Below are 22,356 nucleotides of genomic sequence, written 5' to 3'. Positions count from 1 at the left end.
CCGTGGTGGCGGCCGTTCGTGGCGGCCGCGCCGGCGCCCGTGGCGCTGGCTCCGGCCGTCCCGCCCGTGGCCGAGCGGCCTGCCGTGTCCCGGGAGGAGCCGGAGGCGGTGGGCTCGTAGCGGCCGGGCGGCCCCAGCTGTATTGCCCCGGTGGCCGGGCGGCCCAGCCGTATTGCCCCGGGCGGCCGGCCGGGCCGGGTGGGGCGCGTGGGGCGGTCCGGACGGGTGGCGCGCGCCCCCGGGTGTACGGGCGTACGCGCCACCGGCGCATTCGGGCTGTCGTGCGAGCGCTCCATCGGGAGCGGGAAGCACCCGGGGCAAGTTCCCCAACTGGCCGCCGGGGGCGGGAGCGTGCGGTCTAGCGTGGGTATCCGGTGATCAACACCGGATCCCGGGACGCCCGGGGCCGGGCCCCACTGACCGAGGACGAAGATGTCCGGACTCCGCGCCGCCCGCCACTCCCCGTCGAGACACGCCGTCCCCGGTCCCGGCCGGCAGATACGCCCCCAGCTGATCCGCTCCGCCGTGCTGCCCACGCTCGCCGCCGGGCTCAGCGGAGCCGCAGCCGTCATCTTCACGCTCCAGCTCGGCGGCGGCGCGGGTGCCCGCGACGCCAGGCTCTGGCCGGTGCTCACCGGCTGTGCCCTGCTCGTCGTCGGCGCGCTCGCGGCCGCCCTGCTCGGGGCCCAGCGGGCCGCCAACACCGTCCGCGACCGCTGCGAGGCGCTGCGCCGCTCCAGCGTCCGCGGGCGCCAGGAGCTGCGTACGGTCGCCGAGCGGCTGGAGTGCGGGGAGCTCCCGGCCCGTCCGGTGCGCGGCGGCCCCGGCGGCCCCGGTGGGTCGGCGTCCGGCGGCGACACGGCGGGAGTGGACGAGTTCTGGCTGCTCTCCCAAGAACTGCGCGGAGCCCGCGAACAGGCGCACGCGACCCTGATCCGGCTGGGCGGCCCGGTCACCCCGTCCGACAGCGACCGCAAGGTCGAGGTCTTCGTCAACCTCGCCCGCCGCCTCCAGTCCCTCGTCCACCGCGAGATCTCGCTGCTGGACGACCTGGAGGACACGGTCGAGGACCCGGATCTGCTCAGGGAGCTCTTCCACGTCGACCACCTCGCCACCCGGATCCGCCGCCATGCCGAGAACCTCGCCGTGCTCGGAGGCGCCGCCTCGCGCCGGCAGTGGACCCGGCCCATCGACCTCAGCGAGGTCCTGCGCTCCGCGGTCGCGGAGGTGGAGCAGTACACCCGGGTCAAGGTCGTGCCGCCGGCGGGCGGCACGGTCCGCGGGCACGCCGTCGCCGACGTCGTGCACCTGCTCGCCGAACTCGTCGAGAACGCCACGGTGTTCTCCGCTCCGGACACCGATGTCGTGCTGCGCGCGGAGCGGGTCACCGCGGGGATCGCGGTCGAAGTGGAGGACCGGGGCCTCGGGATGCCGCCCGAGGAAGCGCACAGGATGAACGCCCTGCTGGGCGACCCCGACCAGATCAGCGTCCGGCACCTGCTGGCGGACGGGCGGATCGGTCTGTTCGTCGTCTCCGCGCTGGCCCGGCGGCACGGGATCGCCGTCGAGCTCAAGTCCAACATCTACGGCGGCGTCCTCGCCGTCCTCGTCCTGCCCCAGGAGCTGCTGGGGGCGCAGGCCCCGAGCGCGGCCGATGCCCTGGGCGGCTCCCGGGCCACCTCGTGGGGGACCGGGGAGGAGACGGGGGCCCCGTCGCTGGAGCCGGTACGCGTGAGCCTGCCCCGGACGGAGCCTTCCGGCGCGCCTTCGGCCGCACCGGCGTGGGCCGTCGACGTGCCGGGGGCGGGGACCCGTACGGGGTGGGGGGCCGGGGAACCGGCCGAAGGCGTGGCGCCGGTGGAGCGGTCGGTGGAGCGATCGGTGGAGGAGCCGGTGGAGCGGCCACGGCAGCGGCAGCAGCCTCCGATGTCGGTGGTGCCCGCGCCCGTCCCGGGGCCGGCCACGGTGCCCGGCCAAGTGCCGGCCCAAGCGCCGGCTCAGGTGTCGGCCCAGGTGCCGGTCCAACTACCGGTTCAGGCGCCCGCGGTGGCTTCCGTGCCGCCGCTGGCGGTGCCCCGGCCGGCCCCCGCGCCGGCTCCCGCACCGCCGCCCCCCGTGCCGCTGCCCGTGCGGCTGCCCGTGCCGGCTGCCCGGGCCGGTGGGGAGCGGCCGCCGCTGCCCCGGCGGAGGGCCCAGCACCATCTCGCACCCGAGCTGCGCGAGGCCCCCGTACCCCGGGTGGCCCACGACACCGGCGCGGAGCAGCCCGTGCACGATCCCGGCCTGATGGCGGCCTTCCAACGGGGCTTCGGCCTCGCCCAGTCGGAGCACCAGACGTGACCCCGGCCTCTCACCCGACAGCGAAGGAGCGCACCCCCATGGGCGGCGAAGTGGCGACCACGACCAGTCGGCTCTCGGATCTCGACTGGCTGCTCAGCGGCCTGGTCCAGCGGGTGCCGTACACGCGCAGCGCGGTGCTGCTGACCGCCGACGGGCTCGTCACGTGCGTGCACGGGCTCGACGCCGACAGCGCCGACCACTTGGCGGCGCTGGCCTCCGGGCTGTACTCGCTGGGCCGCAGCGCCGGATCGCGGTTCGCGGACGGCGCCGAGGTCCGGCAGGTGGTGGTCGAGCTCGACTCCGCCCTGGTCTTCGTGTCGGCCGCGGGGTCCGGCACCTGTCTGGCCGTACTGGCGGAACGGGAGGCCGACGCGGGCGTGCTCGGCTACGAGATGGCGATGCTGGTGAAGAGCGTGCGTCCGTACCTGGCGGCTCCGCCGAGGCGGCCCGCCGCCGGCACGGAGTGATGGCGACCGGGGCGACGGGGGTCGGGGCGACGGGGGTCGGGACGAGGAACGCCGGGGCGAGGAGTGCCCGAGCGAGGGGTGCGACGGCGACCTTCGGGGTTTTGGGGCCCCCGGGCGCGCCGCGCGATACCCCGTGGGTGGACGACTCCGCGGGCCGGGTCATGCGCCCCTACACGGCGAGCGGCGGGCGGACCCGGCCGGCCGTCGCCCTGGATCTGCTGTCACTGGTCACGGCGACCGGCGTACGCCCGCGCGCACCGCTCGGCCCCGAACACACGCTCGCGCTCCGGCTGTGCGCGGGCGCGGCGGCCGTCACGGTCGCCGAGGTGGCGGGACACCTGCGGCTGCCCGCGGTGGTGGTGAAGGTGCTCCTGTCGGACCTGATGGAACACGGGGCCGTGACCGTGAGGGCGCCGCGCTTCCCGGGCGGCTCCATCGCCGCCGACGACCAGTCCCTGCTCCGGGCGGTGCTCGATGGCCTGCGCAAAAGGTTGTGAGCCACCCGTCCAGGGCCTTCCCGTGACCTTGAAGATCCTGGTCGCGGGCGGGTTCGGGGCGGGCAAGACCACCTTCGTGGGCGCGGTGAGCGAGATCGAGCCGCTGAGCACCGAGGAGGTGCTGAGCGGACTGAGCGAGACCGCCGACCCGCTGGACGGGGTCGAGGCGAAGACGACCACGACCGTGGCGCTGGACTTCGGGCGGATCACCCTGGACGAGCGGCACGTGCTCTACCTCTTCGGCACGCCCGGCCAGCAGCGCTTCTGGTTCCTGTGGGAGGAGCTGTGCGCGGGCGCGCTGGGGGCGGTGGTGCTCGCCGACACGCGCCGCCTCGCCGACTGCTTTCCCGCCGTGGACTTCTTCGAACGGCGCGGGATCGGATTCATCGTCGCCGTCAACGAGTTCGACGGCGGGCACCGCTACGCCGCCGACGAGGTGCGGGAGGCGGTCGGGCTCGGGCCGGAGGTGCCCGTCGTACGGTGCGACGCGCGGCTGCCGGGCTCCGGCACGGGGACACTGGCCGCCCTCGTCCACCACCTGCTGTCGGCGGCCGGACCTTCGCGGGCCCCGTACGCGCAACAGGCGCAGCGATCGAACCGCGCGAACCATGCGAACGACACGGACGATGCGAGCCACACGCACGACACGAACCACACGCACGACACGAACCATGCGAAGTATTCGGAGTGATACGGGATTCGGGGGAGACACCATGACCTACTACGAGTCGACCGGGCACCTGCTGCTCACGCCGGTGGACCGGGAGGCACCCGCGCGCGTCGCCCGGCTGCGTGAACTGGGCCTGGGGGAGCGGGCGGACGGTGAGCTGGACGCCTTCGCGCGCAAGGTCGCGGACGCGCTGGCCGCGCCGTACGCCGGAATCAACTTCATCAACGAGGAACGGCAGTTCTTCGCCGGGCTGCACCACGCCGCCGACGCCCCGGCGAGCGGGTACCCGGCACGGGTGCTCGCCAGGGACCACGGCTACTGCCCGCACGTCGTGGTGCGGCGGCGCGCCCTGGTGCTGGAGGACGTACGGGACTTCGCGCGCTTCGCGGGCAACGCCGTCGTGGACGAGAGCGGGGTGCGCTCCTACGCGGGCGCGCCGCTGACCGACCGGCGCGGGATCGTCCTGGGGACGGTGTGCGCGGTGGACGTGGTGCCGAGGCGGTGGGGTCTGGCGGGGCTGGCGACGGTGAAGGCGCTGGCGGCCGAGCTGGTGGAGCTGGTGCACGAACGCGAGGACCGGCGGGAGGCGCGGCGCGGGGACGAACTGCGGGCGGCGGACCGGACGGCGGACCGGTGCGGGTGAGGGTGTGGGTGAGGGGTGAGGGGTGAGGGGTTGGCGAAGCCGCGGGACCTCGCTGCTCGGGAGCGGGCGCGCTTGTCAGTGCCCGGGGCTACGGTCGGAGACGAGGGACCACCGGGGGCCGGCGGGCGCCGGGGGAGAGGGCTGGAGAGGAGCCGCGGGGATGGCCACGACGGCGGAGGACGTCCGGACGATCGCGCTGTCGCTTCCGGACAGCAGCGAGAAGCTCGCCTGGGGCATGCCGACCTTCCGGGTGGGCGGCAAGAGCGGGAAGAGCGGGAAGATCTTCGCCGCGCTGGCCGATGACGACACCTCGATCGGGGTGAAGTGCCCCAAGGAGGACCGGGCCGGGCTGATCGAGGCGGAACCGGAGAAGTTCTTCATACGGCCGGGCCACGACGACAACTACGCCTGGCTCCGGGTCCGGCTCGCGGCCGTCGAGGACGCGCGGGAGCTGCGCTCGATCCTGACCGACTCCTGGCTCCAGGCGGCCCCCAAACGCCTCGCCGCGGCCCACCCGGAGCTGGGCGGGGGCGCGGCGGGAGGCGGGCAGGAGCTCAGGCCGGGGTGAACGCGGCGAGGCGAGCGCGCAGTGAAGCCGGATCCAGTCCGTGCGCGGCCGTGTGCTCGTCGAGCGTGCCGTAGCGGCGCAGCTCGGCGCGGCCGACGCCCAGGCCGAGCACCCGGTGCGGGAGCTGCGCCAGGGCGTCGTTGGCGGCCGCCGTGGAGGTGCCCGCGAGGTACGGCTCCACCAGGACCACGTCCGCCGTGGCGCGCCCGGCGGCCGCCAGGAGCGCCGCGTCGTCGAAGGGCCGCACGGTCGGCGCGTACAGGACGCTCACGTCCATGCCCTCGGTCGCGGCGAGGACGTTGTCGAGCAGCGGGCCGACGGCGACCACGACGCCCGCGCGTCCCTCCCGTACGGTCTGGAAGCCCAGGCCGGTGACGGGACGGGCCTCGGCGTTCGACTGCGCGGAGAGCCGGACGTACACCTTGTCGTCCCCGGCGGCGTAGGCGTGGCGCAGCAGCGCCTCGGCCTCGTCGGGATGGCCCGGGACGTGCACGGTCCAGCCGTCCAGGGTGTCCAGCAGGGCCACGTCACCCGGGGCCATGTGGGTGAAGCCGCCGGCCGGCCAGTCGTAACTGCCGTTCGCGCTGACCAGGACCCCGCCCGTGCCGTGGTGCCCGAAGTCGAGCTTGATCTGCTCGAAGGGGCGCTCCACCAGGAAACTGGCGAAGGTGTGCACGACGGGCCGCAGCCCCGTGAGCGCCAGCCCGCCGCCGACGCCGACGAGCAACTGCTCGCGGATGCCGACGTTGATCACCCGGTCCGGGTGGCGGCCCTGGGCGGGGCGGAAGCCGTCCACGGTGATCTCGGCGAGCACGAGGGCCAGCCGGGGATCTTCGTCGAGTGCGTCGGATGTGACTGAGATGAACCGTTCGCGCATGGTGTCCATGTCTCCCCCTGCTTCCTGGTGCGGATTTCGCTACTGCTTCTTCTCGACGCGGGCGACGACGGCGTGCGGCCGGCCCGGGTGCGGTGCGGTGTAGGCGGCGTGCAGTGCGGCATGGTCCCGGCCGTCCACGGTGAGCGCCGACCATCCGGCCGCCTCGAAACGGGCGGCGATGCCGCCGGGCCAGCCGTGGGTCGAGGAGTCGTTGTCGATCACGATCGTGTGCAGTCGCTCCAGCCCGGCCGGCCCGGCGTACGCGATCGCCTCGTGGTTGCTGCCCTCGTCCAACTCGGCGTCACCGATCAGCACCCACACCGCCGGGTCGGTCAGCCCCTGCGCCCGCAGCCCGAGCGCGCTCCCGACGGCGAGCGGCAGACCGTGCCCGAGGGAGCCGCTGCCGATCTCCACGCCGGGGATGAGGGTGCGGTCGGGATGGTGCCCGAGGGGGGAGTCGTACGAGCCGAAACCGCTCAGCCAGTCGACGGGGATGAACCCTTTGGCGGCGAGGACGGCGTAGTAGGCCATCGGCCCGTGCCCCTTGGACAGGAGGAACCGGTCGCGCCCGGCGTCCTCGGCGGTGCCGGGCCCCACGCGCAGCACCCGGTCGTAGAGCACCCACAGCGCGTCCAGCGTGGAGGAGGCGGCCGGACCGTGCTTCTCGGCTCCGGTCATGAGCGTGATGAGCGGCGAGAGGTCCTCGTAACGGAACCCGGTGTCCGCGGTTGCCTGTGTCATGGCCCGATCCTTCAACCCCAAGCGCACTTGAGGTCAAGCCCCGCCCCACCGACGACCCCGGCGCGCGGGGTGCGCGCGACCACCTCGCGAAGTGCGGTATTGTTCTCCTGCACGTTCAACCAGGGGAAACCCCAGGTCAGCGGGCATCGGGACGTGGCGCAGCTTGGTAGCGCACTTGACTGGGGGTCAAGGGGTCGCAGGTTCAAATCCTGTCGTCCCGACTCGTAAGAGTCGAGGTCAGGGGCCGTTTTGGAGCAATCCAAAACGGCCCCTTGATCGTTTTCGGGGACCAGTTGGGGACCAGTTGGGGACCAGGACGGTCAGTGCGGGTCAGATCGCGGTGATGGCCGTGACTGGCAGGGAACGAGGTGCACGGGGCACCATGAGGTGCGCAGACAGCGCGGCACCGGCTGCGGTGATCTGGCCGGCGTCGGGGTGCAGGTAGCGCTGAGTGGTGGTCAGCGAGCCGTGTCCGGCGATCTTGCGCAGGACGTGGAGCGGCACGCCGGCGTCGGCGAACCGGGTCAGTCCGGTGTGGCGCAGGTCGTGTCGTCGTAGGTGTTCGAAGCCGAGTTCCGTGACGACGTCGTCCCAGTGAGTGGCGTCGCGCAGGACGGCGGTGGAGATGCGACCGCCACGCGGTCCGAAGAAGATCCGGGCATCGGGGTCATTGCCGACGGCCGGCAGCCGCTGGGCGACCATCGGCCGTACTTCTTCGATGAGGGGTACCTTGCGGGCGCGCTTTCCCTTGGTGGCCTTGTCGACGAGCCCGCCTTGGGCGGGGGTGGTCTGCCGTCGTACGGTCCAGATCCAGTTGTCGGTGTCGGTGTCGGTGTCGATGTCCTTGACGCGGACTCCGGATACCTCGCCGATGCTGGCTGCTGTGGATGCGGCGAAGGTGACGAAGGTCCTGGGTGAGAGCACCCCGCAGTACGTTCTGCTCGACGGGACGCTCGCCGAGTGCGACCGCGTCGGCGACAGCCGCGCCGACTACTCCCACAAGCACCGCCGCCACGGCGTGAACGTGCAGGTCGTGACCGATCCAGCCGGCCAGGTGCTGTGGATCTCCCCAGCCTCGCCGGGCTGGTGCCACGACCTGACCGCGGCCCGCACACACCGCATCATCCGGATCTGCGAACGCCAGGGCGTCCCCGTCCTGGCCGACCGTGCCTACACGGGCGCCGGTCCCTGGGTCACCACCGGACGCAGACGACCCCCCGGCGGACAACTCTCTCCCACACACCGGACGCTCAACCGGGCACTCGCCACGGCCCGAGCACCCGTTGAACGCGGCATGGCCCTGCTGAAATCCCGGCGAATCTTCCGAAGATCCCGCATCGGCCCCAACCGCATGACGTCAATCGCCAAGGCAGTCCTCACCCTGGAGAGGCAACGCTGAAAGCGCTCAGTAGCGACTGCTTCGACGCGTGAAACCACGTCGGGCGGCATGGACCCACCGAGCGATGGTGCTGAACCTCCCCGCAGCGGGCCTGCTCCAGGGTGGCGGCAACCGGGGCGGTACCCTCACGGCGGAGTTTCTGGAGCCTGCCCTTTGAGTTGCTGTGTTAGCTCACGAATGGTGACGAGATCCCGTCCGATCGAAAGATCGAACGGAACCTTCGTCCTTTCAGGGGCTGTTGATGCTTGTTCGGGGGAGTCCGGCCGTAACAGGCGTACGGCTCAGGCGCCCGCTGCCACGGCTGTCAGCCAGGCGTTCCAGTCGCTCTCATAGTCCAGCGAGGTGAGGAAGGAACGGGCGGCGGTCCAGTCTCCTGCGCGGTAGTAGCCGAGGACGGTGCTGACGTCGGCCGGGTGCTTCTCGACCATGTAGCGGGCGGCAAGGTAGCCCCAGTTGTAGGTGCGGCTGACGTCGCTGTTGGCGTAGGTGGTGTCGAACAGCGTCTGCAGGGAGTACGTGTGCTTGCCGGCCTCGGCGACCGCGCTGGCGTAGGTGACGCCGCGGTAGGAGTAGGAGATGTACTCCGCGATGCCCTCGCCCCACCACACGGTGGGGGTGGTCTGGCTGGCGTTGAAGTCGCCGTACAGGTTGAAGCGGCCGTCGAGGTAGTGGGTGTACTCGTGGTTGAGGTTCCATATCTGCCAGCCGGGGCTCGCATCGGTGCGCTCGTAGCATATGAACCGCGGCTGGTTGCCCGTCTTGGAGGGGTCTCCCTCCAGGTACATGCCGCCGTTGTTGGTGTCGATGCCGTAGATCTTCCTCGCGTAGGCCTTGTAGTCGGCGCTGGAGTTGAAGACGTCGACCTCCAGGGTTGTGTTGTAGTCGTTCGCGACCGGCCCGGAGTCCTTGACCACGCCGTGGAAGTAGGCGTCCTGGTTGGCCAGGCTCGTGCAGGTCGCCGTCAGCTGGGCGGCGGTCATCTCCTGGGCGCGGATCCGCAGCGTCGGGCTGCAGATGTGGACGATCGGCAGGATGCGCGACTCCAGTCTGCCGGCGGTGGTCCCGGTCTCGCCGGGAGCGGCATTGGCATTGCCGTGGGCCGGGCGCTGGCCCGGGTCAGCGAAGACGTGGTCCGGCTTGGGATCGGCCTGGGAGGTCTGGGAGGCCTGGGCGGGGGAGGCTGCGATGGTGGCTATGAGCAGGGCGGTGGCGACGGCCATGGCGCGCAAAGTTCACTCCTGGGGATGGGAGTTGAGGTCCCGTCGACGACGGGCTGCGCTGTAAAATGGCACATGTCATATGGCTTTTCAATGATTTTGGCAGGGGCGCATCAAGTTCGTCTGCTGCTCCGGGCAGCGCACGTCGCCTGACGGCTGGCCCGCTATCCCGGCCAGGGGGAACGGCAGTGGCAAGCAGCGGAGCGGCGGGTCGCCGCTGTCGTAGCCCTCACGGGACGGCCAGGCGGTTGGAGAAAATCCGGGCATCGGGGTCATTGCCGACGGCCAGCAGCCGCTGGGCAACCATCGGCCGAGACCGCCGGATTCGCACACGGAGAACAACTCCCTGGGCGGCGGCTGGCTGAGGGTCCATCCGAGACATCGGTTTGCTCGTCAGCGGCCTACCGGTGGGCGCTGGGTCGCGCGGACCGCTCACCAGTCACCGGAGCAGGAGACTCGGAAGGTGTCCCCGGCCTTCCGGCACTCACCGCCGAGGTGGATGCGGCCGTGGTCCAGATGGAGGACCCCACCGGACAGCCCGGCCAGCGGGACTACAATCTTGGCGTGCACGACGCCCTGGCCTGGGTATGCGGACACAGCGACGAGGCACCCTGAACAACCCCGGCAACAGCGACGACGCCCTCCTGGGCACGGCTAGCCCCCAGGTACTGGTGCACCTCACGCGGCTGCGTGCGGACTCTCCCGCTGAAGGCCGTGACCCTGCCCGCAGAGGCACGAGCCGACGATGTGGCCCCACCTGATCGTAGAAGCGAGTGAGGCCCCGCGTTGGGGGGATGACGCGGGGCCTCACGCCAGACCACAGCGCCCGAATCGCCGCGTGACGGGCACACCGGCCCGCGCCGCCCACCGGGCGCGGCGGAACGTAAGACCGTCTGCCGAACGTAGTGACTCGGGCAGGCGAAGTAGGTCATGCTGGGACAAGGTCACCGTGCGCTCCTTGGATTGAACTGCCCGTTCACCAAGGACATTTGCAAGGTGGCCTGCCTCGTTTCAGGGAGCATTCACCCTCAGTCGATGTACGCGACGGCGCGGAGCGAACTTCTGATCCAAGATCCGTTACACCCCTCCACGGGACGGGACACCGTCCAAGCTCGTCTTGGTAGCGGCTGCGCGTGGAAGTGGAGGTGGCCGTAGAGGATGTTCTGCGGTTCGGCCTGGGCTGGGGGTCGTCGCTGCCGGCTGAGTACGGTCCATGGCGACGGGGCCCGCCGGATTCGCAAACCGGCCTTGGGGCGCGCAAGCGTCGATGCTGGCCGGCAGGGCCACCACCGGTGCCCGACTCGGCCTGCACCGGGGCTCTCCATCGACCGCATCGGCTGCGGCGAAGCCACCGGCAGCCCACCGCTCCCCCCTGCCGGATCTGCGGTCGAGCCCTGCCCGGCGCCGCGACGTCCGGTCCGGGGACGTGTCCCTACCGGCTCTTGATCGTTTCTATGGATGGTTGTCGTATACGTGGCCTGCCGACCGAGCTGAAGCCCTTGTGCCTAGCGGAGACATGGCTTTGCCCGGGCGGTGCCGCAGGCGATCTCAGGACTTGCTGTCGTTGCCGTGTTGGGAGCTTGTGGTGCGTTGTGACGGGTCGATGTGGACGTGGAGGAGAGTGCGTCGGCGACTGCTGCGGACGTTGGTGAAGCGGTATGCGGCTGTGTTGCTTCGTCAGCGGCTGTGGGATGGGCGGGGGGTGGTCTCGCCTTCTGGCCGTTACGGTGCCGGTGCCGGTGGCGGAAAGGTTTTGCCGCTGGTGCTGCTGGGGGACTCGTCGGCAGTGACGGTAGGTGTGGTTGAGCGGCGTGACACCGTTGGCGCCTATCTGGCCGGGACGCTGGCCTCGCGGCTGGAGTGCCCAGTGGAGCTGGAAGTGCTGGCCCGGGCGGGTGCGACGACAGCTGGGCTGGGGCGTCAGGTTCGGTCGGTCATCGGTAGGTCCACAGCGGGCGTGGCCTTCATTCTCATCGGTGGGAACGACGTGATGCTCCCAGCCCCTGTGCGTCCGTCCGCAGTCCGCTTGGGCCGCTACGTGCGTGAGCTCCGTGGTGCGGGGTGGGAGGTAGTGGTGGGTTCGTGCGCGGACATCGGTGCGGCTCCGGCCCTGCGCTCCGCCGCGGCGGCGGTGGCCTCCGTCCGCTCGCGCCGACTGGCGCGGCTGCAGTCGGCTGCCGTGCTGGCGGCAGGCGGCCGGGTTTTCTCACTGCGGACTGACGCGTTCCGGCGGAGCCCTGAGCGGCTCTACTGCCCCGACGGTTTCCATCCTTCGGCGGAGGGTTACCGAGTCTATTTCCGGCTGAGTGACTCCGCCGTGGCCCGGGCCGGTGAAGCGTGGTTGCGGCGGAGGGCCGTCGCGGGGCCTGGCGGGATGCCCGTTGAGGGGGCCGGGAAGGGCAGTCCACAAGCGGTGGGCGTGCCGGCTGAGGCGTCTCGGCCGGCGCTGGTCCGCCCCCGAACCAGGGCCCTCGCCGGCGGACTGCGGTCCGGCAGCGCCCCCGACCGGGCGGGAGACAGGCGAGGGCCGGTATGACCGCCAGGCGGTACACCGCCTGGCCGGCATGCGTGGTGACGGGACTGGCCGTCTTTCTCTGCGGGCTGGACCATCTGGTGCTGCTCACCGCGCTGCCCGCGATCCGCTCGGACCTGGGCCGGGGTGTCGACGCGGCGGCTGCGGGCTGGTTCGTCAACGCCTACCTCGTGCCAGTCGCTGTCCTGCCGCCACTGGTCACCAGGCTCGCCGCGAGGTTCGGACAAAGGCGCGTGTTCACAGCCGCCCTGGTCGTTTTCACCGCTGGGTCGGCGACGGCCGCGTGCTCGGCCACCGCGGCCTTGCTGACGATGGCTCGCATGGTCCAGGGAACGGGTGCCGCGGCGATTGCACCGCTGAGTCTGACGCTCGTAGCCGCCGCCGTGCCCGTACACCGGCGGCCGGTACTCCTGGGGGTTTGGGGAGCCCTCGGCGGACTGGCCGTTGCGGTCGGCCCCGTGGTGGGCGGAGCTGTCGTCCAATGGGGCGGCTGGCAGTACGTCTTCTGGATCAACGTGCCTCTCGGCATCCTCCTGGTCGCCGCAGCGCGGTCCTTCCTGCGGGAGCCATCGACGGCGACCGCTGCCGCGGCCACCGCGCCGACGAAAATCGGGCCGTCCGCCGGGTGGCAGATCAAGACACGCCGGTTCCGGCAGCGTTCACGCCTCTGCCGTGGTCTCCACGCGGTGCACTTCTGCGGGTTCCTCATGCATGCCGGCGTTTTCGGGACGGTGTTCTGGCTGGCCCAGTTCCCCCAGACCGTCCAAGGCCACAGCCCGTGGGAAGCGGGTCTGCGGATCCTTCCATGGACAGCGATGCCGCTCTTGGTCGCTCCCCTGGCTGGGCTTGTGATGGGCCGCACCGGGGCGCGTCCTGTTCTTGTAGCCGCCTTCGTGTTGACCACGGTGAGCTCGGGGTGGTTCGCGCTCTTCCTCACTCCTCAGTCGGGTTACGTGGCGCAGCTTCCAGGCCTGTTGGCCGGCGGCATGGGGATGGCCCTCTTCTTCACCGCGGCGCCCGAAGCCCTCTTGGCGAACGCGTCCGACCTCCGTGTGTCCGATGCGTCGGGGTTCAACAGCTCCGTCCGGGAGATCGGCGCGCTCGCCGGGGTCGGCGCCTCCACCGTGCTGTTCACGCACAACGGTTCCACGGCAGGCCCGGCCGCGTTCACGCACGGCCTGACAGCGGTCCTGTGGGGCGGTGTGGCGGTCGCCGGGCTTGGGCTCCTCGCAGCGGCTGCGACCGGACCCGCCCGCATCCGTGTGGCCGAGAGAACGCCGCCCAGCGCCGTGGACGCGGCCGTGACACCACAGCCGGCAGTGCTGTGAGGTGTCCGGCTTCCGCCGGTGCCGGTGACGCTCACGCCGGCTCACTGTCTGACCACGGCCCCGTCCACGGCTGCACCGAACCATCGGCCGGCTGCTGAAAGTCCGCCGCAGCGTCCGCGACGCAGGCGGCAGCGCAGCGGCCGATCCCTGCGGGCGGAGCCGTCCCACCGCCCGGGCGGAGCCTCAGCCCAAGGCCCACCGGGGCGGGACGCTCAGCCCGTCACCACCGGGGTGTCCGCCAGGACCTTCTCGACCACATCCGCCGCGGCGGCAGCGCCCCCGGCCTCGCTGATCTCCCGCTGCAGCCCCCCCACGCCGCGAGCGATCCGCTCATCGCCCGCGACCGCTAGCACCGCCTCGCGCAAAACCTGCGCCGTGACCCGCTCCCGCGGCAGGTACCATCCCACACCCAGCTGCTCGACCTGAGTGGCGTTGACCCGCTGTTCCGCCATCTGCGGCACCACCAGGACGGGCACGCCCAGCGAGAATGCCTCCATGAGGCTGCCCATGCCGCCGTGCGTGACGAACACCGACGCACAGGCCAGGACGTCGAGCTGGGGCACGCTCGCATGCACCTCGAACCCGTCCCCCACCAGGCCGAGCCCGGCCGCCGCTACCTCGGCACCCACACTCATCACGACGTGCCACCCCAGGCCGTCGAACGCCTCCAGGCAGGACCGGTAGAAGTCCGGGCGCCTGTTGAACTGCGAGCCCAACGACACGTACAGCACCGGCTTGCCGTTGCCCGGCTTCTGCCAGCGCCCCTGAAAGGACCGGTCGGAGATGGCCGGGCCCACCCAGTGGGCCTCCCCAGCCCGTACCGTCTCCGGCCGCCGCTGGAAGGACCGGGGGAAGAACGCGATCGTCCGCGGCGGCGCCAGAGTCAGGGCATGGACCCCGCCCGGTACACCGAACTGCGCCAGCGCTCCGGCCAGCTCGGGAAAGCCGGGAATCTGCGCGATGTCGTCGAACCCGAAGAACTCCTGGACCAGTCCCTCGTACGGGATGTGGGTCGGAGCCAACTGGATGGCCGGTACGCCCCAGCGAGCAGCCAGCAGCGGCCCCGCCCACGCGTACACATCGGACAGCACCACGTCCGGCACCTCGGGGCCGAACGCCTGCTCCAGCTGCGGCAGTGCCGCCACGTTCACGCCGACCGCGAGGGTCACGCCCTCCGCCATGTCCTCTGGTGCCTCACCCGCCGCAGGCACGTCATAGAGCACAGGAACCGCGCCCGCCGCGCGGACATCGCCAGCGAATTCCGCGGTCACCGCGTAACTCACCCTGTGACCGCGACTCACCAGCTCCCGTACGACCGCGAGGGTAGGGATCACATGGCCGTGCATCGGCACGTTGAAAACGGCTACGTGGCGCGCACGCCCTTGACCGTCGGTCAGAACATCCTGCATGACCATCACCTCAGACTCCACCGTGCGGCACTTGCGCCGCTCAAAAGGAACTTGCCGCTACCTCAACGCCGGTCCGGGCCCGCGGACACGCCGCACGCGTGCTTCCACCTCCGCGTGAGGCCGACGACACCGGCGACCGACCTCGTCATCCGGTGAGGACGGGAACGCTCACGTACGTGTCGGCCGCGGAGAACGCCAGTGAGGACCCGATGGGGTTGACGCTGGTGTAGCGGTGGTCGCCGTTGTCGACGACGAGGGCAAGACGGTGCCCGCGGGCCATGTCCCACGCAGAAGCGGGCATCTGTACGTCGACCTCGACCGGCGTCCCCGGCGCCACGTCCGTGAAGGTGTACGGGGCATGGCTGACCAGCCGGGCAATGCCCAGCGCGTCCACGTCGTACAGGTAGGCCACGAAGGTGCCCCGCTCGGCGGTGGAGGTCACACGGGTGTGCATGCGGGGGGATCCGCGCAGGGACCATCGGGAGGCCAGCGGAGCGCTGCGCCATACGGCCGCCAGAGGCGGGGCGAGCAGGGGAAGAGCGGTGGTGGGCGGCAGCCCGAGAGAGTCAGCCAAGCCCGCGACCGGGAACAGGCCGGAATCGGCGGGTGAGTCCAGGCCCGCGAGCAGGCGCTGGGCACGCTCACCCGACTTCGCCCGCAACCGCACGGCCAGGGGCGACCGTTCCATCGCGGCCCAGCCCGGATAGGTCTCCAGTCCCTGGGCGTTACGCGGTCGCACCCTGAGCGGCGGAAGACGGTCCGCACCGTTGGGGCGGCCGAGGAGAAACCGGTCGAGCCACTGTGTCGCGTGGCTGCGGATGGCAGCCTGCGGCTTCAGTACGGAGGCTTCGCGGGAGCTCGAATCCCCGTGACCGCCCGGGCTCATCCACAGCTGCTTCGGGCCCGTGAGCTGGTCCAGCAGCCGTCCGGTCTGCCCGGCCGGCACCAGCGGGTCGTTCCACTCCCCGGCCATGAACACCGGCGTTCGGCGTGCGTTGAGCGCGGCCGTGAAGGCACGCGGCGAGCGTTCGAGGGCCCAGGCCTGCAGACCGGTCGTGTCCCTGCCGCTGCGCATACTTGCGAAAGCCTGGCGCGTTTCAGCGCTCATACGCCCGTTGAGCGCACCGATGATCTCCTGGAAGGTCGCGATAGTTCCGGCATAGGTGCCGTTATGCACGAACGAGTCGAACAGGTCGGTCCACGGGCACAAGGCGACCACCGCCGTGACGCGGGCATCGTGCGCGGCAGCGTTCAGGCCCACCGCCGCGCCGTAGGAGGAGGAGTACAACCCGATCCTGCGCTCGTCAGCCGGAGTGTGCTCCAGCGCCCACGTGATGACGTCGGAGACGTCCGCCACGTCCAAGGGACCCGCCATGTCGACCATTCCACCGGAGCGGCGCAGTCCCCGCGGGTCGTAGGAGACGACCACGTAACCGGCTTCCGCCAGCTGCCTCTTGTCGTCGAGCAAAGCGTCCTGCGGCATCGCCCACCATGCGCCAGGCATCACGACGAGCGGATGCGGGCCGGGGGCCGCCGGAACGTACACGTCGGCTGCGATCCGCGTGCCGTCCCTCATCACGACCGAGGTGGTGGAGACCGAGGCTGGTTCGTCGTCCCGAGTGGCGCTGCCCGCTGCGGGGATGGCCTGGTCCGACGCGTGGCCGACCGGGCCGTGGGCCGCCAGTACCGAAACCAGCAGTGCGACCGATGCGGTGAACCGCCATCCACGTGACTCGCGCAGTCCGCTCACCGTACGGCCGCAGGGCCGGCTGCGAAGTCCGGCCTGGACGTCCTATCGATCATGATGTGCCCAACGAAGCCGGCCCCGGTCCGTTACGCCTGCAATGACCGCCACCTTCCGCAGCCTCTCCTCGGCCGGGTCGCGGATGCTGGGGCGCGAAGGACCCGTGAGGAAAGCTGCGTGTCTCGGTAAGGAGTTTGAGGAGCTAGGCGCAGTGCCGCATCCCACCCGGCGGCGACCGGGATGAACAGCGACTGAAACGCTTCTCAGCCGCGGGCAGCGTCGTCCGTTGACTCTCGGGGCGGGGCGGGCTGCAGAGGGCGACTGCCATTGAGTGCGGGACGCCGGGCCGCACCACCGGGGGGTGGGTGCGTCAGGGGGTTTCGTTGGCGGGTTCGGGCCGGTAGAGGGTGCGGTGGGGTGTGAGGACGGTGGTGGCGGTGGTGTGACCGGCCCAGGTGTGGCCGCGGCCGTTGTAGCGGGGGGTGATGTAGGACCATTCAAGGTTGCCCGCGATCATCCAGCGCAGGGCTTCCACGTACCGCCTCAGTGCGGGGTCCTGGCCGGCCGGCGCGGCCAGCAGGCGGGAGCTGAGGGCACAGAAGTCGTCTTCAGTCTGCCGGACGGTGGTGGCGACGCGGTCGACGGCGGCCTGAAGGTCGCCGCCGTTGTCGGCGAGGGCGAGGGTGATCTCGTTGATGGTGTCGCCGCTGTAGAGCTCTTTGCGGTAGGAGAAGATGTCGTTGACGCCGATCCAGTGGCGGGCCACCAGGTGGTTGAGTCGGCCGATTTCGGGGGTGCGGGCGATGTGGTCGGTGAGGTCGATGTGCAGGCCGTACTCCAGGAGCGGGAAGCAGCATTCGCCCACGCTCTTGATCCGGGACTTTTCGTAGGCGGCCAGCTCCACAGCGGTGCCGGCCCGCTGCCAGTGGCGTTCGGTGCGGCAGGCGGCGAAGAAACCTTTCATGTCGCGGGCGAACCGCTGCCACAAGGACGGTGACATGCCGGCGCGCAGGTGTTCGTTCAACGACGCCAGCATGCGGGGGTAAGGGCCGAGGCCGGGGTGAAGGCTGTTGCCGAGGGCGCTGTCGAGCTCGTGCAGGCCCAGGCGTTCAAGGTGGGGGTCGGGGGCGTGGACGAAGAGGTCGTCGATGCTGAACAGCACGTCGATCCAGTGGCAGATCGTCTTCGTGCGTTCGGTGTCGGTGGTGGCATAGGCCAGCAGGTTCCACAAGGTGGTGCGGTGGTCGAGGAATTCCTCGAAGGCTTGCTCGTCGTCGCGGGCGGGGCGCAGGTTGTCCTCCAGCCAGGCGCGGCAGGAGGTTTCGAGGCCTTCGACGCCGGAGCGGCGTAGGGCGGGCTGGAAGCGGGGGAAGGACGGCAGCCGGAAGCTGGGGTAGTGGTCCAGGGCGGTGGAGTCGTCGGGTCCGGTGCCGGGGGCAGGAAGGGTGCTCACGCGTGGTTTCCCTGCGGCGTGCGCCGGTGCAACCGCAGCGGCTGTTCGGCGGGGACGAGTAGGAACCGAGGCAGCGGCTTGAGGGGTTCCGGCGCAGTGGGGCGTAGCTGCCAGTTCCGCGCGATGGTGGCCAGGGCCAGGGTGGTTTCGGTCATGCCGAAGAACTCGCCCATGCAGCGGCGGCGTCCGGCGCCGAAGGCGAGGAAGGACTGCCGCTGGCCGGGGGTGAGGCGCTCGGGCAGCCACCGGTCCGGCTCCAGGCGGCCGGGGTCGGGGAAGACTTCGGGGTTTCGCTGCAGGGCGTAGGGGCTGATAAGGATGTCGGCCCCCTTCGGGAGGCGGTATCCGCAGACCTCGGTGGCCGTGACGACAGTGCGGCTGAGCAGCCATGTCGGCGGATACAGGCGCAAGACCTCGGTCAGCAGCCGCTTGGTGTAGGCGAGTGCGGACAGGTCGTCGAAGGTGACCGGGCCCTGATCGAGCGCACCGTCGAGTTCTTCCCACAGCCTGGCCTCGGCCCCGGGGTGGCGGGCCAGAAGCTGGAAGGTCCAGGCCAGCAGCGAGGCGGTGGTCTCCACCCCCGCGGCCAGCACCGACATGACCTGGTCGCGCACTTCGGCGTCATCGGGGCGGCGCCCCGAGTCCTCATCGCCCGCCATGATCTGCGACAGCAGGTCCTGCCGGTCCGTCTCCTGGTGATGCCGGTAGTGGGCGATGACCTCGCCGATGGCGTCGTCCAGGCGGGCACGGGCCTGATCGAAGCGCCGGTTCGCCGGGACAGGAACGCGATGCACCCATCCGGCCGGGACCAGCATCCGGCGCAGCAAGCCGGACAGAAGCTGCGGCAGCGCCTCAGCCATCGCCTGCGCGGCCTGCCGTCCGGCCGGCGCGGACACCAGGGTCCGGGAGACCACCAGCGCGGCCATCCGGTACATCACCGCCCCCACATCGATGACTTGGCCCGCCCGCCACGAAGACGTCGCCTCCACCACGCACTCGCGCATCACCTCCGCGTACTCGGCGACCCTGCTGCGGTGGAACGCCGGCTTCATCACCGGCCGCTGGACCGCATGCTCCTCGGCGGCGCAGGTGATGACACCGTTGCCGACCAGCTGACGGGCGGCTTCCATGAACGGGCCACCCTTGTCGAAACGATCCTGCTGGGCGACCAGCACCTCCACCGCCGCCTGGGCGCTGTTCATCAGGAAACATTCCCGCCCCGCCAAGCGCAGCGCGACGACCGGGTCGAAGGCTCGCTGCTTCTCCAAAAATCCCAGCGGATCCACCGCCAGCCGCCCCGCGTGCCCGATCAGCGGTAACGCGCCCGGAGACCTGCTGGCTGTCTGCTGCATGACATTCCCCCATAGTGATCGCTGATGATCTTCGCACGGAGAATACAACCAGCCGCATCCATCACGCCACCCTCCGTAACCGTCCGCAGACCTGCATGCCATCCCCGTAGGCGAAGTCCCGGGGCCGGGTCAGCCAGTTACGTCCCTTCCGCCGGTCGTCCGGCGGGGCACGGCGGTGGCGCGGGCGTCGCCGACGGCCACCTCGATGGTGCCGGGGCGGGTGGACAGGCGGAGTGTGCCGGCCACCGGGGCCGCGCCGTTGGCGGTGCTGGGGGAGGTGCGGGCGTCGGAGCGGTTCCGGTCAGGGTCGGGCGGGTTGCGGGTGGAGCCGTGGCCAGCCCGGGTGCGTGGCGGGGCAGACGGAACCAGGGGTTTCGTCCGGCATGCCGTGTCGTACGCCGACCTGAGCCAGGAGTGCCGGTGTGCACGGCAGAACTGCGGCGGCATCGTTCCGATGTACTGATGTTCGTGCCATCTGCCGCCCGATTCCTATGGGGGCTACCGGTTTTACGCCCGTAGCAACACCGGGTAGGCGGGCAGTGCGTTTCTCACGCCGCACCGGCAGCAGGGTGGAGCGCCGTTCTCGTCGATACCCAGCGAGTCGATCCGCCCGCCATGCAAGGGCCCGGTGCTGTACTCACTGGGCCAGGAAATGGACTCTCAGCATCGTTTCCATGTGCGCCTCGACGAGGCCCTGCACATCCGCCTCGACCTCTGCCAGACGCGGCACGACACCTCCCCCTCCATGCAACCTTTACCCAACACGCAGCCGTCCGCACATAACGCACACTGCCCTAACCTGCAGGTCAGACACCCTTCGCGGCGGGCTCAAGGATCGCGACGCACTCGACATGATGGGTCATCAACAACAGGTTGGCGACCAAGACTCAGGCTCCGGCGGCCGCGGCGAACTCTCGGGCCAGCGCCAGCCCGACGCCGGAGCCGACCCCGCGCCCGCGCCCGCGCCCGGAGATTACCCCGGCGTCGAGGACGATGGTTCTCTCGTCGGCGACGTCCAGCGCGAGCGCGGTGCCCAGGTCGCGTCGCCGCTTCTTCGCCGCGAGGCGTTCGGGGCGCCGGTCCGTACGCGCTGGAAGGGGTGGGGGGCCTGCTTGTCGGTGACGATGAGGCAAAGAGGTCGCGGCCCATCCGGGCAGGCTGCCCTGGGGGCGCTACCTAGACGAGTTCGTTTCGGGACGGCAGCCCCCGGGTTGAGTCAACACCTGTCCCACCCAGTGTGACAGTCCGATCACTTCGAGTGGGATGATTCCTGGGGTAAGAGAAGAGGTGCGCACCACCGGGCGGCCGACGGCGCGCTCCCGGTACAGGGGTCATATCTCCTCAGGGGCCCATGCCAAGGCCCTGCCTCCGCTCTGATAGACGTCGTTTCTTATGGCTGCGGTGCGGAGTGGACGGCTTCAGGGAAGCCCAGCTCGTCCAGCAGCGCGTCGAACAGCTCCTCCACGAAGGTCTCCTGTGCGCGCAGTAGTTCTTCGATCCCAGGTTGCTGCGCTGCGGCTTGAACACCAGCCGCTGACGCCCACATGAGAGCGCCTTCGGCGTCGGCCGGCACCTCCGCATCGAGCTCTGCACGCTTGTGTCCGATGGCCTCTTCGAACTCCGGGGTGGCCATCCACAGGCTCACGTCGTCCACGTCCTCGGGTTCCTCGACGAGGAGAGCGGCGGCGTTGTCCAGGTTGAGCCATGCCTGCCAACGGTGCCCGTCGGTGCCCAGGCCGGTCACGAGGGCGATGCTGCTGTCGGAGACGTCGGCGACGCAGGCCGGCGCTCCGGTCCATTCGACCAAGATGGACAGGTGCTCGTGCTCCCAGATGCCTTGTTCCACTTGCAGGGTCTGCCAGCCGCCCGGTCGCGGCTGCCACTCGTGCACGTCGTCCCTCAGTCCTGGACCAGTGCTGTTGAACAGAGGTGCTTCCAGTAGCGGACGCTCGCTGCGCGCAAAGACCAGATGACCGGAAAAGCCCATGGAACCTCCTCGTCGAATACCAGCGCACCCTATGGGCTGTCACTGACATCACCGGTCCTGGCCGCCTGTTGCTCCCGGTCGACCGGCTCACCGGATCAGTCGGCGGTAGCCGATGAGGGTTGCGGCTATGCCGACGAAGGCGAGGAAGTGTTCGGCTTTGCGTTCGTAGCGGCGGTGGAGCCTGCGGCAGCCAGCCAGGACACGGTTGTCTCGACCGCCCAGCGATGACGGCCCAGCCGCTGTGAGGACTCGATGCCCTTGCGGGCGATGCGGTGGCGGATGCCGCGCTTGCCGAGCCATCGGCGCAGGTGGTCGTAGTCGTGGCCCTTGTCCGCGTGCAGTTTCGCCGGCTTCCGGCGCCGGGGCCCGCGGCGGGACCGGATGGGCGGGATGCCCCGGACGAGCGGTTCCAGGCCCTGGCTGTCGTGCATGTTCGCCCCGGAGATACCCAGGGACAGCGGCAGTCCGTTCCGGTCGCAGATCAGGTGGATCTTCGATCCCAACTTGCCGCGGTCGGTCGGATTCGGTCCCGTCAAAGGCCCCCTTTTGCCGCCCGCAGACTGACCGAGTCGATCGCACACCGTGACCAGTCCAGCTCACCCCGCGCTCCAAGTTCATCGAGGACCACGCGATAGAGCCGGGCCCAGACCCGGCTCCTCTGTCGCCTTCCCCTGCGACCGCTGCCACACCACGCAACTGACACCGCCCGCCCCGCCCGGGTGACGACCCGCGACCTCTCGCCGTCTGCTGCGTTGTAGGGGGCGTGATGAACAAGATCCTTACGAGCCTCGCCCTGAGCTGTATTGCGGTGCTCGCCGCTGCTTCCGCCGCGGGGGCCCAGCAACCGGCCGCACTCCAGGACCCCGCGCCCTTCTCCTGCGAGGGCCGGGCCGACGGCAACTATCCCCACCCCAGCAACCCGACCAAATTCATGTCGTGCGTGGCTCAGGAGTACGCCTACGAACAGAACTGCTTCCCGACCTACCAGGGCGAGACGACGTACTACGTCGCATCCGTGGACGCATGCCTGACCGCGGCCGAAGCTCAGGGGCAGTCCCTGGCCGTCCAGTTCTGAAGCCGTTTCCTCCCCAACGGCGAGGAAACCATCGGTCGCCTCGGGCGAGAGCGCGG

General features: G+C 70.7%; 19 protein-coding genes, 1 tRNA gene and 4 pseudogenes. 11 read left to right on the top strand and 13 right to left on the bottom strand.

Annotated elements, in window-relative coordinates:
- The first annotated feature begins 432 nt into the window (after positions 1-432).
- The 6 genes from J7E97_RS31140 (at position 433) to J7E97_RS31115 (ending at position 5,185) form a co-directional block, all read left to right on the top strand.
- Positions 433-2,340 (top strand): ATP-binding protein, encoded by a 1,908-nt coding sequence (locus J7E97_RS31140; RefSeq protein ID WP_251055424.1) that lies wholly within the window; start codon positions 433-435, stop codon positions 2,338-2,340.
- Between the two features lie 38 nt (positions 2,341-2,378).
- Complete coding sequence (locus tag J7E97_RS31135; protein WP_215034252.1) at positions 2,379-2,807, top strand: roadblock/LC7 domain-containing protein; 429 nt, start codon at positions 2,379-2,381, stop codon at positions 2,805-2,807.
- A 161-nt stretch (positions 2,808-2,968) separates the two neighbouring features.
- On the top strand, positions 2,969-3,304 hold the full coding sequence (locus J7E97_RS31130) for a DUF742 domain-containing protein (RefSeq protein ID WP_215034258.1): 336 nt from the start codon (positions 2,969-2,971) through the stop codon (positions 3,302-3,304).
- On the top strand, positions 3,282-3,995 hold the full coding sequence (locus J7E97_RS31125) for an ATP/GTP-binding protein (protein ID WP_215034250.1): 714 nt from the start codon (positions 3,282-3,284) through the stop codon (positions 3,993-3,995). The genes J7E97_RS31130 and J7E97_RS31125 overlap by 23 nt, the downstream gene beginning before the upstream one ends.
- Before the next feature lie 22 nt (positions 3,996-4,017).
- A complete protein-coding gene (locus J7E97_RS31120) occupies positions 4,018-4,617 on the top strand; it encodes a GAF domain-containing protein (RefSeq protein WP_215034248.1) in 600 nt (199 codons plus the stop codon).
- Positions 4,618-4,777: 160 nt separating this feature from the next.
- Entirely contained in the window at positions 4,778-5,185 is a 408-nt protein-coding gene (locus J7E97_RS31115; protein ID WP_215034246.1) for an MmcQ/YjbR family DNA-binding protein, read from the top strand.
- Here the strand turns inward: J7E97_RS31115 and J7E97_RS31110 are convergent.
- Positions 5,172-6,071 carry a transketolase family protein gene (locus J7E97_RS31110; protein ID WP_215034244.1) on the bottom strand — a complete coding sequence of 300 codons (900 nt, stop codon included), beginning with the start codon at positions 6,069-6,071 and terminating at the stop codon, positions 5,172-5,174. The two genes, J7E97_RS31115 and J7E97_RS31110, sit on opposite strands and share 14 nt — an antisense overlap.
- Positions 6,072-6,101: 30 nt before the next feature.
- Positions 6,102-6,803 (bottom strand): transketolase, encoded by a 702-nt coding sequence (locus tag J7E97_RS31105; protein WP_215034242.1) that lies wholly within the window; start codon positions 6,801-6,803, stop codon positions 6,102-6,104.
- Positions 6,804-6,950: 147 nt separating this feature from the next.
- Between J7E97_RS31105 and J7E97_RS31100 the strand changes: the two genes are divergently transcribed.
- Positions 6,951-7,024, top strand: a tRNA-Pro gene (locus J7E97_RS31100).
- A gap of 109 nt (positions 7,025-7,133) precedes the next feature.
- On the opposite strand, the gene J7E97_RS31095 is transcribed toward J7E97_RS31100, so the two are convergent.
- Positions 7,134-7,727, bottom strand: a complete 594-nt coding sequence (locus J7E97_RS31095) for a tyrosine-type recombinase/integrase (protein WP_215034239.1) — start codon at positions 7,725-7,727, stop codon at positions 7,134-7,136.
- A gap of 1 nt (position 7,728) precedes the next feature.
- On the opposite strand from J7E97_RS31095, the pseudogene J7E97_RS31090 reads away from it, so the two are divergent.
- Positions 7,729-8,202: pseudogene (locus J7E97_RS31090) on the top strand (transposase family protein); the annotation flags it as partial.
- 287 nt (positions 8,203-8,489) lie between these two features.
- Here the strand turns inward: J7E97_RS31090 and J7E97_RS31085 are convergent.
- Positions 8,490-9,299 (bottom strand): annotated as a pseudogene (locus J7E97_RS31085) (collagenase); the annotation flags it as partial.
- Between the two features lie 552 nt (positions 9,300-9,851).
- The gene (locus tag J7E97_RS31080; protein ID WP_215034237.1) at positions 9,852-10,016 is read right to left on the bottom strand and encodes a hypothetical protein; all 165 of its coding nucleotides are present in this window, start codon (positions 10,014-10,016) and stop codon (positions 9,852-9,854) included.
- 616 nt (positions 10,017-10,632) lie between these two features.
- Here J7E97_RS31080 and J7E97_RS37140 point away from each other — a divergent pair.
- Entirely contained in the window at positions 10,633-11,955 is a 1,323-nt protein-coding gene (locus J7E97_RS37140) for a GDSL-type esterase/lipase family protein (RefSeq protein ID WP_374224285.1), read from the top strand.
- Positions 11,952-13,280, top strand: coding sequence for an MFS transporter (locus J7E97_RS31070; protein ID WP_215034233.1), 1,329 nt, complete (start codon positions 11,952-11,954; stop codon positions 13,278-13,280). The genes J7E97_RS37140 and J7E97_RS31070 overlap by 4 nt, the downstream gene beginning before the upstream one ends.
- A gap of 212 nt (positions 13,281-13,492) precedes the next feature.
- Here J7E97_RS31070 and J7E97_RS31065 read toward each other — a convergent pair whose 3' ends face one another.
- The 8 genes and pseudogenes from J7E97_RS31065 to J7E97_RS31035 form a co-directional block, all read right to left on the bottom strand.
- Positions 13,493-14,695, bottom strand: coding sequence for a macrolide family glycosyltransferase (locus tag J7E97_RS31065; protein WP_251055429.1), 1,203 nt, complete (start codon positions 14,693-14,695; stop codon positions 13,493-13,495).
- A 139-nt stretch (positions 14,696-14,834) separates the two neighbouring features.
- Positions 14,835-16,439: a CocE/NonD family hydrolase gene (locus J7E97_RS31060; protein WP_215034229.1), complete on the bottom strand. Its 1,605-nt coding sequence runs from the start codon at positions 16,437-16,439 to the stop codon at positions 14,835-14,837.
- Between the two features lie 364 nt (positions 16,440-16,803).
- Entirely contained in the window at positions 16,804-17,886 is a 1,083-nt protein-coding gene (locus J7E97_RS31055; RefSeq protein WP_215034227.1) for a hypothetical protein, read from the bottom strand.
- Complete coding sequence (locus J7E97_RS31050; protein ID WP_215034225.1) at positions 17,883-19,238, bottom strand: cytochrome P450; 1,356 nt, start codon at positions 19,236-19,238, stop codon at positions 17,883-17,885. The genes J7E97_RS31055 and J7E97_RS31050 overlap by 4 nt, the downstream gene beginning before the upstream one ends.
- 570 nt (positions 19,239-19,808) lie before the next feature.
- Positions 19,809-19,989 (bottom strand): annotated as a pseudogene (locus J7E97_RS36410) (transporter); the annotation flags it as partial.
- Between the two features lie 136 nt (positions 19,990-20,125).
- The gene (locus tag J7E97_RS31045; protein ID WP_215034223.1) at positions 20,126-20,371 is read right to left on the bottom strand and encodes a hypothetical protein; all 246 of its coding nucleotides are present in this window, start codon (positions 20,369-20,371) and stop codon (positions 20,126-20,128) included.
- 257 nt (positions 20,372-20,628) lie between these two features.
- Positions 20,629-21,225 carry a hypothetical protein gene (locus J7E97_RS31040; protein WP_215034221.1) on the bottom strand — a complete coding sequence of 199 codons (597 nt, stop codon included), beginning with the start codon at positions 21,223-21,225 and terminating at the stop codon, positions 20,629-20,631.
- 87 nt (positions 21,226-21,312) lie between these two features.
- A pseudogene (locus tag J7E97_RS31035) lies at positions 21,313-21,880 on the bottom strand (IS5 family transposase); the annotation flags it as partial.
- 111 nt (positions 21,881-21,991) lie between these two features.
- Between J7E97_RS31035 and J7E97_RS31030 the strand changes: the two are divergent.
- Positions 21,992-22,300, top strand: a complete 309-nt coding sequence (locus tag J7E97_RS31030; protein ID WP_215034220.1) for a hypothetical protein — start codon at positions 21,992-21,994, stop codon at positions 22,298-22,300.
- Positions 22,301-22,356 lie beyond the last annotated feature (56 nt).

It is taken from the genome of Streptomyces sp. ISL-66 (assembly GCF_018614135.1).
In the GTDB taxonomy this organism is placed as follows: Bacteria; Actinomycetota; Actinomycetes; order Streptomycetales; family Streptomycetaceae; genus Streptomyces.
This window is presented reverse-complemented; position numbering and strand designations above follow the sequence as displayed.